The following is a 13,375-nucleotide window of genomic DNA, read 5'->3' as shown; positions in this document are numbered from 1 at the left end:
CTCAAAGTGTGCCGACGGTGCCGGGCTCGAAAGCCGCCGGGACCGGTGCGATGCCATTGATCAATGGTGCGCCGAACTCGGCCTGGGTGATCTCGAACACGTCACCCGGTCGGGTGCGAATGCCGTCGGCAAAGGACAGGGTCGCGGTGCCGAAGAAGTGAATGTGCACGTCCCCCGGGCGCAGGAACTGGCTGTACTTGAAATGATGGAATTCCAGGTTGGCGAGGCTGTGGCACATGTTCGCCTCGCCACTGAGGAACTCGTTCTGCCACAGCACTTCGCCGTTGCGCAGGATGCGGCTGGTGCCCGCCAGATGCTGCGGCAGCTCGCCCACCCGCAGTTCCGGGCCGTAGCTGCAGCTACGCAGTTTCGAATGGGCCAGGTACAGGTAGTTCTTGCGCTCCATGACGTGGTCGGAGAACTCGTTGCCCACGGCAAAACCCAGGCGATACGGCTTGGCGTCGTGACCGATCACGTACAGGCCGGCGATCTCCGGTTCTTCACCGGCATCTTCGGCAAACGGTGGCATTGGAAACGGCTGGCCTGGCCTTACGACGATGCTGCCATCGCCTTTGTAGAACCATTCCGGTTGCACGCCGGCTTGATCCGCCGCCGGCTTGCCGCCCTCCACGCCCCATTTGAATATGCGCATGGTGTCGGTCATCGCGGTTTCGTCGCCACTTTGCTGGTGCATCTTGTCCCGGGCCGACGCGCTGCCCAGATGGGTCAGGCCCGTACCGCTGACCAGCATGTGCGCCGGGTCCGCATGATCCAGCGGCGGCAGGATGCGCCGTTGCGTCAGCAGATCGGCATAGTCATGGCTGATGCCCAGCCCCAGGCTCTGCACCTGTTGTTCAAGGCTCGCGCCCGCTTCAATCGCCGCCAGTGCCAGGTCGCGAACAGTGCGCGCGTCTTGCACTTCACGGACCAGGCCGTTGTCGACCACACCGACACGGCGTTCGCCGTTACTCAATTCGAATTGAACCAAACGCATGAATTTTCTCCTGTAAAACAAAACTTCAAATCACCGCAGAACCAATGTGGGAGCGGGCTTGCTCGCGAAGAGGCCGTCATACCCGACATCACCAGTGACTGACACTCCGCTTTCGCGAGCAAGCCCGCTCCCACATTTGGTCGGTGTGAACTCTCAAAATCAGGTACGGGAAGCCCCACGCGCACTCGCTGCAAACTCATCGGCCGGCAACACGTGCTTGCGTTCCAGCAAGCGATACACCACACCGGTCAACACCAGCCCGAACACCATCACGCACGACAGGAAATACAGGCCCGAAGCCAGGTTGCCGGTGTATTCCTTGAGTGCGCCGATCACGAATGGGCCGAGGTAGCCGCCGAGGTTGCCCACCGAGTTGATCAAGGCGATCCCCGCCGCCGCACTGGCGCCGGCAAAGAAGCGGCCCGGCAAGGTCCAGAACACCGCCGTGCAGGAGAACAACGCGAATGCCACCAGGCACAGTGCCGCCAGTTGCAGCACCGGCACCGACAGCCAGGCGCTCAGAAACAGGCCGATCGCACCCAGCACGTAAAGCACGGCGAGGTGGCCGTAGCGGTCATTCAAGCGGTCGGAACTGCGAGGAATGATCAGCAGGCCGACGATGCCGAAGATGTACGGCACCGCGGAAACGAAACCGGTCACCAGGTCGCTGCCGCCGAACTGCTTGATCAGGGTCGGTAACCATAAGCCGAGGCCATAGATGCTCAGGGTCACCGGCAGGTAGAACAGCGCCAACAACAGGACGCGCTTGTCCTTGAGGGCGTACAGCGGATTGCCGTGACGGGTCTGGCCATACGCGTCCAGGTCCTTTTTCAGCTCGCCGCTCAGCCAGTCTTTTTCCGCCTGGTCCATCCACTTCACTTGCTGCGGGCCGTCCGGCAACCAGCGCAGCACAGGCCAGGTCAGCAGGATCGCCGGGATGCCAATGACAATGAACAGCCACTGCCAGCCGTGCAGCCCGAGCACGCCGTCCATACCCAGCAGGCCGCCGGACACGGGGCCGGTGATCATCATCGCAATGGGTTGCGAGAGGATGAACAGCCCGAGGATCTTGCCGCGATGGCGCACCGGGAACCATTGGGTGATGTAGTACAGAACACCGGGAAAGAAACCGGCCTCGGCGGCGCCGAGCAAAAAGCGCATCACATAGAAGCTGTTCGGCCCCTGGACGAAAGCCATGCCGATGGTGATGGCGCCCCAGGTGAGCATGATCCGCGCGAACCAGCGCCGTGCGCCAAAGCGGTCGAGCATCAGGTTGCTGGGGATTTCCAGCAGGAAGTAGCCGATGAAGAACAGCCCGGCACCCAGTCCGTACGCCGCATCGCCCAGACCGATGTCGGCGCCCATGTGCAGTTTGGCGAAGCCCACTGCGGAGCGGTCCACGTAGGCGATCAGGTACAGCAGGATCAGGAAGGGAATCAGTTTCAGCGTGATGCGACGGATAAGCCGCAGTTCCTGGCTCATGAGATCGGTCTCCGATTGTTGTTGTTATGGAACCTCGGGGGACGCCTCTCGCGAAAAATCCGCCAGGACCATCCCTCCGTTTGAGCGGACTATATAGTAATACTATTTGCGCAACAACACTTCCAAACATCGCAATTTGCGCTTATGTTACGCCTCAGCTCGAACAATATAGTCATACAATAAGAGAACCGATCATGTCTGATAAGAAACCCACCCTGCGCTCCGCCCAATGGTTTGGCACGGCCGACAAGAACGGCTTCATGTACCGCAGCTGGATGAAGAATCAGGGCATTGCCGACCACCAGTTCGATGGCAAGCCGATCATCGGCATCTGCAACACCTGGTCGGAACTGACTCCGTGCAACGCGCATTTCCGCCAGATTGCCGAGCACGTCAAACGTGGTGTGATCGAGGCCGGCGGCTTCCCGGTGGAGTTCCCGGTGTTCTCCAACGGCGAATCCAACCTGCGTCCTACCGCCATGCTCACCCGTAACCTGGCAAGCATGGACGTGGAAGAAGCCATTCGCGGCAACCCGATCGATGGCGTGGTGCTGCTGACCGGTTGCGACAAAACCACCCCGGCACTGCTGATGGGCGCCGCCAGTTGCGACGTGCCGGCCATCGTCGTCACCGGCGGGCCGATGCTCAACGGCAAGCACAAGGGCAAGGACATCGGCTCCGGCACCGTGGTCTGGCAGCTCAGCGAACAGGTCAAGGCCGGCACCATCAGCATCGACGACTTCCTCGCGGCCGAGGGCGGCATGTCCCGCTCGGCCGGCACCTGCAACACCATGGGCACGGCCTCGACCATGGCCTGCATGGCCGAAGCACTGGGTACCTCCCTGCCCCACAACGCCGCGATCCCGGCCGTGGATGCGCGCCGTTATGTGTTGGCGCACATGTCCGGCATGCGTGCCGTGGAGATGGTGCGTGAAGACCTGAAACTGTCGAAGATCCTCACCAGGGAAGCCTTCGAAAACGCCATTCGCGTCAACGCCGCCATCGGCGGTTCGACCAACGCGGTGATTCACCTCAAAGCCATCGCCGGGCGCATTGGCGTGGAGCTGGACCTCGACGACTGGACCCGTATCGGTCGCGGCATGCCGACCATCGTCGACCTGCAACCGTCGGGACGCTTCCTGATGGAAGAGTTCTATTACGCCGGTGGCTTGCCGGCCGTGCTGCGTCGCCTCGGCGAAGCCAACCTGATCCCGAACCCGAATGCCCTGACCGTCAACGGTAAATCCATCGGCGAGAACACCAAAGACGCGCCGATTTATGGCGAGGACGAAGTGATCCGCACCCTCGACAACCCGATCCGCGCCGATGGCGGCATCTGTGTCTTGCGCGGCAACCTGGCACCGCTGGGCGCCGTGCTCAAGCCGTCCGCCGCCACGCCGGCACTGATGCAGCATCGCGGACGTGCGGTGGTGTTCGAGAACTTCGACATGTACAAGGCGCGGATCAACGACCCGGAACTGGACGTGGATGCCAACTCGATCCTGGTGATGAAGAACTGCGGGCCGAAGGGTTATCCGGGCATGGCCGAAGTGGGCAACATGGGTTTGCCAGCCAAGCTGCTGGCCCAGGGTGTGACCGACATGGTGCGCATTTCCGATGCGCGCATGAGCGGCACCGCGTACGGCACTGTTGTCCTCCACGTCGCCCCCGAAGCCGCTGCCGGTGGACCGCTGGCCGCAGTGAAAGAAGGCGACTGGATCGAACTCGATTGCGCCAGCGGCCGTTTGCACCTGGATATTCCCGATGCAGAACTGGCCGCGCGCATGGCCGACCTGCAACCGCCGCAGAATCTGATCGTCGGGGGATATCGTCAGCTGTACATCGACCATGTGCTGCAAGCGGACCAGGGTTGCGACTTCGACTTCCTGGTCGGTTGCCGTGGGGCTGAAGTACCGCGTCACTCCCACTGATCACCTCCGTCCCCTGTGGGAGCGGGCTTGCTCGCGAAAGCGGAGTGTCAGCCTACGCATATGTTGTCTGACCCACCGCTTTCGCGAGCAAGCCCGCTCCCACATTTGATCTACGCCCGCCTCAAGATTGTGCCGCGCCTGCTATCATGCGCGACACCTATTCGCACAGGACCGCGTCGCTCCCCATGGATTACCGCAAACCCTCCGACCGCAAAAGCATGCACTCGCGCATCGTCCAGGAACTGGGCATGCAGATCGTCTCGGGACGTTTCCTGCCGGACGACAAACTGCCCGCCGAAGCGCTGTTGTGCGAAGAGTATGCGGTCAGCCGGCCGGTGCTGCGCGAAGCCACCCGAGTATTGGTTGCCAAGGGTCTGGTGTATTCCCGCCCGCGCGTCGGGACTGTGGTCAAGCCGCGCAAGGACTGGCACATGCTCGATCCGGACGTGCTGCACTGGCTGATGCAGAGCAGTCCGCAGAACCAGTTTTTCGACCTGCTGACCAGTGTGCGCAGCATCATCGAACCGGCCGCTGCCGCCCTCGCCGCGCAATTCGCCACCGAGGCGGACATCGCGTCCATCGGTGAGGCCTACCAGCGCATGGAAGCCGCGCCGACACCGGAGGCGCTGTTGCAGCCGGACCTGGACTTCCACAGTCGCATCGCCGACGCCACCCACAACGACTTGCTGGCCAATCTGTGCAACATGCTCTCGGTGGCGATTGCCGAAGCCTTGAAGCATTCGAACCAGCGACCGAACCTGCATGAACTGGCGCTGCCGCGGCACAAGGCGATTCTCACCGCCATCGAGAACCGTGATGCTCTGGGCGCACGGCATGCGACGCTGGTGCAGCTCGATGATGCGCGTAGCGCGTTGAATGTGGTGTTGGGTAGCGATCCTGCCTGATCACCGTCCCCTTGTAGGAGCGAGCTTGCTCGCGATAAACCGCAGAGCACCGCGGGGCATCTGCCAACCAGCGTTTTCGTTGACGACCATCGCGAGCAAGCTCGCTCCTACAGGGGCTGGTGCGAATTTGAGATAAAAAAAAGCCGCAACCAAGGTTGCGGCTTTTTCACTTCTGCATGGATCAGTGAGCAAACAACGAGTTGCCCTTCTGCCCCGCCAGTTTCTCCGGCTTGATCAGGAACCGCGCCAGTGCCGGCAACAGCCACAGCGCGCCGAACATGTTCCACAGCAGCATGAAGGTCAGCATCAGCCCCATGTCGGCCTGGAACTTGATGGCCGAGAAGATCCAGGTGCACACGCCGATCGCCAGGCACAGACCGGTGAACAGCACGGCCTTGCCGGTGGACTTCAGCGTCTGGTAGTACGCCTCTTGCAGCGGCAGGCCGGCACGCAGGAAGCTTTCCAGGCGGCTGTAGATGTAGATGCCGTAGTCCACGCCAATCCCCACCCCGAGCGCCACGACCGGCAGGGTCGCCACTTTCACGCCGATGCCCATGAAGGCCATCAGGGCGTTACCGAGTACCGAGGTCAGCACCAGCGGCAGCACAATGCACAAGGTCGCCGCCCATGAACGGAAGGTGATCATGCACATGACCGCCACGCAGATGTACACCAGGATCAGGATGGTCAGCTCGGACTTCTTGATCACCTCGTTGGTGGCCGCCTCGATCCCGGCGTTACCGGCAGCGAGGATGAACTCCAGGCCTTCCTTGTTGTTTTCCTTGGCGAACTCCTGCACCGCATGCACCGCGCGATCCAGGGTTTCGGCCTTGTGATCGTTGAGGAACACCAGCACCGGCGCCAGGGAGCAACTGTTGTTGTACAGGCCGTCGGCGCGGGCAATGGAGTTGTTCAGCACATCAGGGTTACGCGACAGGGTTTCCCATTTCAGGTTGCCCTCGTTCATGCCCTTGATCATTTGCTTGGACACGGTTACCAGGGAAATCGCCGACTGCACGCCCTCGGTGTTCTGCATCTTCCACATCAGCTCGTCGATCGGCGCCATGGCTTCATAGCGCGAGCAGCCTTCGGACTTGGTCTTGACCATCACCACCAGCACGTCGGAACTGGTCGAGTAGTTGTTGATGATGAAGTTGTTGTCCTTGTTGTAGCGCGAGTCCGGACGCAGCTCCGGGGCACCCTGGTCGAGGTCGCCGATTTTCAGGTTCTGGCTGTACCACAGGCCGCCGCCAAAGGCGATCAGCGCCAGCAGAATGGAAACCGGTGCGACTTTGGCGCTGGCAAAATTCGCCAGCAGGCGCCAGAACGGGTGTTCACGGGTGGCGTCTTTCTTGCTGCGGGCCACGGCACGCTTGCTGATGCCGACATAGGAAATCGCCACCGGCAGCAGGATCAGGTTGGTGAACACGATCACCGCCACGCCGATGGACGCGCCAATCGCCAGTTCGCGGATCACGCCGATATCGATGATCAGCAGCGTGATGAAACCCACGGCATCGGCAAGGATCGCGATCATCCCCGGCAGGAACAATTGACGGAAGGTGCGGCGCGCCGCCGTCAGGGCGTTGTCCGCCTCGCTCGATTGCAGGGCGATCCCGTTGATCTTCTGCACGCCGTGGGAAATACCGATGGCGAAGATCAGGAACGGCACCAGCATCGAATAGGGGTCGAGCCCGAAGCCGAAGAAGTGCATCAGGCCCAGCTGCCAGATCACGGCCACCAGCGTCGTGCTCAACACGGCGACGGTACTGCGCAGGCAGTTGGTGAACCACAGCAGGAGGATCAGGGTGATGACGAAGGCGATGCCGAAGAACATCACGACCATCACCAGGCCATCGATCAGGTCACCGACCTTCTTGGCGAAACCGACGATGTGGATCTTCACATTCGGGTTCTGCGCTTCGAACTTGGTGCGGATCTTGTCTTCAAGCTCGTGGGAGAACTTGCGATAGTCCAGCGCCAGCAGCTTGCCCTGGTCCTGCGGGTCCGGGTAAGACTCCAGCAACGGAATGTCGACGATGCTCGACTTGAAATCGTTGGACACCAGGCGCCCGACCTGACCGGACTTGAGCACGTTGTTGCGCAGCAAATCGAGACTGGCCTGGGAGCCGTTGTAGCTCTGCGGAATCACTTCACCGCCGGCGAAGCCCTCTTCCGTCACTTCGGTCCAGCGAATGCTGGGGCTCCACAGCGATTTCAGACCGGAACGGTCGACACCGGAGATGTAGAACACCTCGTCGTTGATCTGACGCAGGGTCTCCATGTACTCCTTGGAGAAGATGTCGCCATCGGTGGCTTCCACCGAGATCCGCACGGTGTTGCCCAGGTTCGCCAGATCGTTGCGGTGCTCCATCATCTTCTGGATGAAGGGATGCTCCAGCGGGATCATTTTTTCGAAGCTGGTGGACGGACGGATCAGCGTCGCCTGCCAGAACAGGAAAATACTGACCAGCAGGCAGATCGTGATCACTGCCGGACGGTTATTGAAGATCAGGCGCTCGAGGAACGTCGCCTTGTCCTGGTGATGTGTACTCAAGGAAGTCATAGCTCCGCCTTCTTATTATTAACCCGGCTCATTTGCCCGACTCGGTACCGTTTGGCGAGGTGACGCGAACGCCGCCCTGCCCGGCCAGAACCAGATTGCCATTGCCTGCCGCCGTCACTGCCGAGACCGAAATACGGTCCGCACGGTTGACCACCTTGAAGGTTTCGCCATTGTCACTGCTGCGAATCACCGAACCGCCGTTGCCGACGATCACGATCGAACCATCGTCGAGCAGCGTGCCGCCGGACAGCCCGAACTCCAGGTCGCCGCGCTCGGCCTTGAGCTCGACTTGCTCCCAGGTGCTGCCGAAATCCGTGGAGCGGTAAAGGTTGCCGCGCAGTCCGTAGGCCAGCAGCGTATTGGCTTGCGCCGTGCCGATCACGCCGAACAGCGAACCTTCGTACGGACCTTCGAGCTTTTCCCAGGTCTGGCCCCAATCAGCGGAGCGGAACATGCTGCCCTGCTCGCCGACGATGAACAGCCCGGCGTCCTTGACCGCGGCGATCGCGTTCAGGTGGTACTGGTCCTCGTTGTCAAGGCGGTCGCTGGCATCTTCCCAATGCTTGCCACCGTCGGTGGTTTCCATCAGCGAGCCATAAGCGCCCACGGCAAAGCCGCTGTCGACGTCCTTGAACCAGACATCGAGCAGCGGCGATTCACGATTCAGATCTTCGAATTGCTTGGTCCAGGTCGCCCCGCCGTCCTCGCTGGCGAGGATCTGCGCGTCATGGCCGACGGCCCAGCCGTGCTTGTCATCGACAAAAAACACCGACGTCAGCAGGGCCCGGGTCGGCACCTTGGCCTGGGTCCAGGTCGCGCCCTGGTCATCGGAATACAGGATGTGCCCACGATCCCCGACCGCCACCAGGCGCTTGCCGGCGTGGACGACATCGAGCATCAGGGTTTTGGCAGCCTTGGCCGATTCAATGGAATAAACAACATCGGATGCTGGCGCCGCCGCGGCCAGCACAGGTGCCGACAGCATGGCAGAGCCCAACAGCGAGAGCGCTGTAGCCAGCAACGCTAATTTGCGCAGTGCCGGCGGGCGGCAGATACCCACACCCATGACAGGCTCACTCATAGACCTTCTCCCATTATTATTGTTAGGTCGTTCAACCTTTCTGGGCGCCGCAAGGGTGCGTGTCTGGACCGGTTGTTTCAGAGCATAGTCCTGAAACCCGCCATCCAGAGCCCCTTCGGAAGCTGGCTTATCCTATCGGTGTTTTTTCATGTCTGACAATCGACGCCACGTTATGTTTTGTTAACCGAGGGGGGATGCGGCCCGGGTGAATGGTCGGGTATTCCACAAACTGATCGAGCCACCTCCAGGCAACCGGTTGCCATTCGTCAACGGAGTCAATCGAACTGTAGTCATAATCGTTTTTTTACAGATATCAACTTGCCCCCGCCCTATGGTGATTCAAATTTACTAACCATGAAGGCGTGAAATGATTTCCTCAGTAAACGGCTCCTCATCCAATCAGCCTCTCGAACCCAGACCCCAGCCAGCGGATACCACACCTGTTTCAAAGGAGTTGAAAAATGTACGCCAAGGAAACGCTGAATTAGTGCTGACAAAGGACAACCGCCTTAATCAGTTCACTGTTCCCAATGGGTATGTTTTGACCTCCGGGTGCCTATTCACCGTGGCGCGCCCTTATTCGAATGACAGCGCGGCGAAACCGCCATTCGAACAGACTCTGGCCAATGCGAAAAGCATCCTGAACACCGCGCTCACCATGCGCAACCTGATCAAGGAAGGGCATGAACTCGCCGAACAAAAACCTGCAGGCAACTCGCCACACATAGAACTGGCCACACGTATTCAGTCCAGCTTGGGCGAAGCTGCAAACGGTCGTCTATCAGTACTCGCCTCACCGATTGCCTTGACCCTCGACAACAGCAAGGTCACTTCACTCAGCCCTTCCAAAAGCGACATGGCCGATTGGATAAAAAGCCATGACAAGCCTGGCAGCTACATTGTGTTGAACGGCAACAACGACGAAACCTACGTCTCATACATCGCCGAGAAACTCGCGAACAGCAAGCTCATCAACTTTATTACCAGCGGCTTCGGTGGCCACGGCACGACGGATCGCCATGCCATCGCGACCAACAAAACCGAAGGTGACCGCTTTAAAGAGTTGCTGATGAAAAAAGGCATCGCCCCACAACGGATTACGGTTGATCCGTTCTCGACCAACAGCGGTCAAAACGCAATTAACGTCGCGGACATCATCAACCGTGACATTCAGGATGGAAAACCACTGGACACCGTAATTGTCAGCGGTACGCCCGCCGCGGTCTTTCGACAAACCTATACCTATGCCCAGCAACTCAAGGTAAATACCGAACAGCCTTTTCAGATTGAATCTTTCCCATTCTGTGACGAGGCTAAATACACCACGCTCTCTGACAATCTGGCCGTTATTCGAGAGTTTTCCACAACACTGAATTACTTGTTTAACACCCAGTATCTTCCAAGTGATGCAGGCGTCTACCCTGATGCCTTTTTTTCCTCGGCTCAGGATTGTCTGACGACGTTCGCTGATAAGTTGACTGCGGACCATCCGATAGATGCGGGTGAACATAAAAAGGTTATCAGTGCTATTCGTACGATTGATCAACAGATGATTGAGCGATTCAAGTCGGCGCAGTTGACCCCGGAAGACAAGACAGCCGTCCGCACAGTCGACGATTTCTTCAGGTCTCTCTTCAATCCGCTGGAACTCACATTCAGTCGCGACACCGTGTAAGCCACAAAAAATGCCCGTATCGCAAGATACGGGCATTTCAGTATTTCAACAGACGGTGCGAACAAACCCGCTCACACAGACATCAAGCCAAACTCTTGCTGACCACTTCAAACACATCACTGGACAACTGCCCCGAAGCCCGAATCCGCTCCAGCTCTCCCTTCATCAAAGCCTGCCGAGCGCTGTCGTACTTGCGCCAGCGAGTCAAAGGCGCCAACTGACGCGACGCGATCTGCGGGTTAAATCCGTTCAGCTCAATCACCAGATCCGCCAGGAAGCGATACCCGGAACCATCCGCCGCATGGAAGTTGATCAGGTTCTGCCCGGCAAACGCGCCGATCAACGCCCGCACCTTGTTCGGGTTCTTGATGTTGAACGCCGGGTGCTGCATCAACGCCTTGACCCGCGCAAGTCCGCCCGGCAACACGCTACCGGCCTGGACACTGAACCACTGGTCCATGACCAGCGGGTTGTCCTTGAAGTGCTCGGCGAAGCTGGCCAGGGCCTTGGCCTTCTCGGCTTCGAACGGAGAATTGACCAACACCGCCAGCGCAGTCAGGCGTTCGGTCATGTTGTCGCACGTGTCGAACTGCTCCAGCGTCGCTGCCAGAACCTCCGCCTTGCCGCTGAGCATCAGGTACGACAGCGCAATGTTCTGCAAGGCGCGACGGGCAAAATGTTCCGCCTCCGCCACGTACGGTGTTTGCTTCGAAAGTTCGCGGTTGGCCTGGTAACGCAGCCACAAGCCCTCGAACAACGCGTCAGCCAGTTGCTTGCGGGCAAACTCGCGGGCGCTGTGAATGGCTTCGACGTCCGCCACTTCGCTGATTTCGGTCAGGTACGCTTCGCTTGGCAGCGAGAGCATTTCGGCGACCATGGCCTGATCCAGCGACTCGTCCGAGAGCACCGTGCGCAGCGCCGACACCAGGCGCTGATCGAGCACCAGCGTTTCGCCCTTCTGCTGCTGGGCGATCAGCTCTTGCAGCACCTGCACCGACAGTTGCTGGCCGGCATCCCAGCGGTTGAAGCCGTCGCTGTCGTGCTGCATCAGGAACATCAACTGGTCGCGGTTGTACGGGAAGCTCAGTTTCACCGGTGCCGAGAAGCCACGCAGCAACGACGGCAGCGGTTGTTCGGCGATGTCGACGAAGGTGAAGGTCTGCTCGGCTTCGGTCACGGAAATGACCCGCGAAGTGCCTTGCGCGGTGGTTTCACCAGCCAGACGCAGGGCAATCTCGCCACCCTTGCTATCGAGCAGCCCCAGCTCAACCGGGATCACGAACGGCAGTTTTTCAACCTTGTCCGGGGTTTGCGGGCAGCTCTGGCGGAAGGTCAGGCTGTAGGTTTTCGCCGCGGCATCAAAGGACTCGCTCACCGTCAGACGCGGTGTACCGGCCTGGCTGTACCAGCGCTTGAACTGGGTCAGGTCGACGCCATTGGCATCTTCCATGGCCTTGATGAAGTCATCGCAGGTCACGGCCTGGCCGTCGTGGCGCTCGAAGTAAAGGTCGCTGCCTTTGCGGAAGCCTTCGGCGCCGAGCAAGGTGTGGATCATGCCGACCACTTCCGAGCCCTTTTCGTACACGGTCAGGGTGTAGAAGTTGGAAATCTCGATGAAGCTGTCCGGGCGCACGGCGTGAGCCATGGGGCCGGCGTCTTCGGCGAACTGGTGGGTGCGCAGGTACGCCACGTCCTGGATGCGCTTGACCGTGGCCGAGTTCATGTCCGAGGAGAAACCGGCATCGCGGAACACGGTGAAGCCTTCCTTGAGCGACAGCTGGAACCAGTCGCGGCAGGTCACGCGGTTGCCCGACCAGTTGTGGAAGTATTCGTGGGCGACGATCGCCTCGACCCGCTGGTGCGCGGCGTCGGTGGCAGTTTCGGCCTTGGCCAGCACGGCACTGGAGTTGAAGATGTTGAGGCCCTTGTTCTCCATGGCGCCCATGTTGAAGTCATTCACGGCAACGATCATGAAGATGTCCAGGTCGTACTCGCGACCATAGACCTCTTCGTCCCAGCGCATGGATTTCTTAAGGCTGTTCATGGCGTGCTGGCACTTGTCGATGTTTTCCGGCTCGACGTAAATGCGCAGCGCCACGTTGCGCTCGCTCAGGGTGGTGAAGCTGTCTTCGACGCACCACAGGTCACCGGCCACCAGCGCGAACAGGTACGCCGGTTTCTTGAACGGGTCTTCCCAGGTCGCCCAGTGCCGGCCGTCTTCGCCGGGGCCGGAAGCGATCGGGTTGCCGTTGGACAGCAGCACCGGGTAGCTGTGCTGCTCGGCGACCACCGTGGTGGTGAAGGTGCTCATCACGTCCGGGCGGTCGAGGTAGTAGGTGATCTTGCGAAAGCCCTCGGCCTCGCACTGGGTGCAGAACATCGTGCCGGACTTGTACAGGCCTTCCAGCGCGGTGTTGGTTTCGGGGTGGATCCTGACGCTGGTATCGACCGTGAAGGTAGCGCTGGTCGGGTGCAGGGTCAGGTGATTCTCGGTCAGCTGATACTGCGCAGCGGAAAGCGCCTGGTCGGCCAGGGTGACCGACAGCAGTTCCAGCTGCTGGCCATCCAGCACCAGCGGCGGCAGCCCCGGGCCACGCTCGGGGTTGCGGCGCATCACCAGTTGCGCATGGACCAGGCTGTGGTCCTCGTACAACTCGAAGGTCAGGTGTGTTTCGTCGATCAGGTACTCGGGCGCCTGATAGTCCTTGAGGTAGATCATCTTCGGTTGTTCGGTGCGCATG

Annotated in this window: 8 protein-coding genes; 3 read left to right on the top strand and 5 right to left on the bottom strand. The window is 60.1% G+C overall.

Features of this window, described 5'->3' with window-relative positions; genetic code table 11:
• Position 1: 1 nt before the first annotated feature.
• Together araD1 and BSF40_RS23675 are read right to left on the bottom strand one after the other, a co-directional pair.
• Positions 2-994 carry an AraD1 family protein gene (gene araD1, locus BSF40_RS23680; RefSeq protein WP_095967009.1) on the bottom strand — a complete coding sequence of 331 codons (993 nt, stop codon included), beginning with the start codon at positions 992-994 and terminating at the stop codon, positions 2-4.
• Between the two features lie 159 nt (positions 995-1,153).
• A complete protein-coding gene (locus tag BSF40_RS23675; RefSeq protein WP_095967008.1) occupies positions 1,154-2,476 on the bottom strand; it encodes an MFS transporter in 1,323 nt (440 codons plus the stop codon).
• Positions 2,477-2,670: 194 nt separating this feature from the next.
• On the opposite strand from BSF40_RS23675, the gene BSF40_RS23670 reads away from it, so the two are divergent.
• Positions 2,671-4,407: an IlvD/Edd family dehydratase gene (locus tag BSF40_RS23670; protein ID WP_095967007.1), complete on the top strand. Its 1,737-nt coding sequence runs from the start codon at positions 2,671-2,673 to the stop codon at positions 4,405-4,407.
• Positions 4,408-4,592: 185 nt separating this feature from the next.
• On the top strand, positions 4,593-5,312 hold the full coding sequence (locus tag BSF40_RS23665; protein WP_032829613.1) for a FadR/GntR family transcriptional regulator: 720 nt from the start codon (positions 4,593-4,595) through the stop codon (positions 5,310-5,312).
• 181 nt (positions 5,313-5,493) lie between these two features.
• On the opposite strand, the gene BSF40_RS23660 is transcribed toward BSF40_RS23665, so the two are convergent.
• Positions 5,494-7,878: an RND family transporter gene (locus tag BSF40_RS23660; protein ID WP_095967005.1), complete on the bottom strand. Its 2,385-nt coding sequence runs from the start codon at positions 7,876-7,878 to the stop codon at positions 5,494-5,496.
• Positions 7,879-7,906: 28 nt separating this feature from the next.
• Positions 7,907-8,959, bottom strand: coding sequence for a YCF48-related protein (locus BSF40_RS23655; RefSeq protein WP_095967004.1), 1,053 nt, complete (start codon positions 8,957-8,959; stop codon positions 7,907-7,909).
• Between the two features lie 367 nt (positions 8,960-9,326).
• On the opposite strand from BSF40_RS23655, the gene BSF40_RS23650 reads away from it, so the two are divergent.
• Complete coding sequence (locus BSF40_RS23650) at positions 9,327-10,634, top strand: ElyC/SanA/YdcF family protein (protein ID WP_095967003.1); 1,308 nt, start codon at positions 9,327-9,329, stop codon at positions 10,632-10,634.
• 82 nt (positions 10,635-10,716) lie between these two features.
• Here the strand turns inward: BSF40_RS23650 and pepN are convergent, their stop codons facing one another.
• A complete protein-coding gene (gene pepN / locus BSF40_RS23645) occupies positions 10,717-13,374 on the bottom strand; it encodes an aminopeptidase N (protein WP_095967002.1) in 2,658 nt (885 codons plus the stop codon).
• Between the last annotated feature and the right edge of the window lies 1 nt (position 13,375).

The organism is Pseudomonas sp. ACN5 (assembly GCF_002303975.1).
GTDB classification, from domain to species: domain Bacteria; phylum Pseudomonadota; class Gammaproteobacteria; order Pseudomonadales; family Pseudomonadaceae; genus Aquipseudomonas; species Aquipseudomonas laurylsulfatiphila.
The sequence above is the reverse complement of the archived record's forward strand: the minus strand, read 5'-3'. Positions and strand labels throughout refer to the sequence as shown.

Coding starts and splice junctions, on each gene's coding strand:
- araD1 (WP_095967009.1), bottom strand. CDS start 994: ATGCGTTTGGTTCAATTCGAATTGAGTAACGGCGAACGCCGTGTCGGT.
- BSF40_RS23675 (WP_095967008.1), bottom strand. CDS start 2,476: ATGAGCCAGGAACTGCGGCTTATCCGTCGCATCACGCTGAAACTGATT.
- BSF40_RS23670 (WP_095967007.1), top strand. CDS start 2,671: ATGTCTGATAAGAAACCCACCCTGCGCTCCGCCCAATGGTTTGGCACG.
- BSF40_RS23665 (WP_032829613.1), top strand. CDS start 4,593: ATGGATTACCGCAAACCCTCCGACCGCAAAAGCATGCACTCGCGCATC.
- BSF40_RS23660 (WP_095967005.1), bottom strand. CDS start 7,878: ATGACTTCCTTGAGTACACATCACCAGGACAAGGCGACGTTCCTCGAG.
- BSF40_RS23655 (WP_095967004.1), bottom strand. CDS start 8,959: ATGAGTGAGCCTGTCATGGGTGTGGGTATCTGCCGCCCGCCGGCACTG.
- BSF40_RS23650 (WP_095967003.1), top strand. CDS start 9,327: ATGATTTCCTCAGTAAACGGCTCCTCATCCAATCAGCCTCTCGAACCC.
- pepN (WP_095967002.1), bottom strand. CDS start 13,374: ATGCGCACCGAACAACCGAAGATGATCTACCTCAAGGACTATCAGGCG.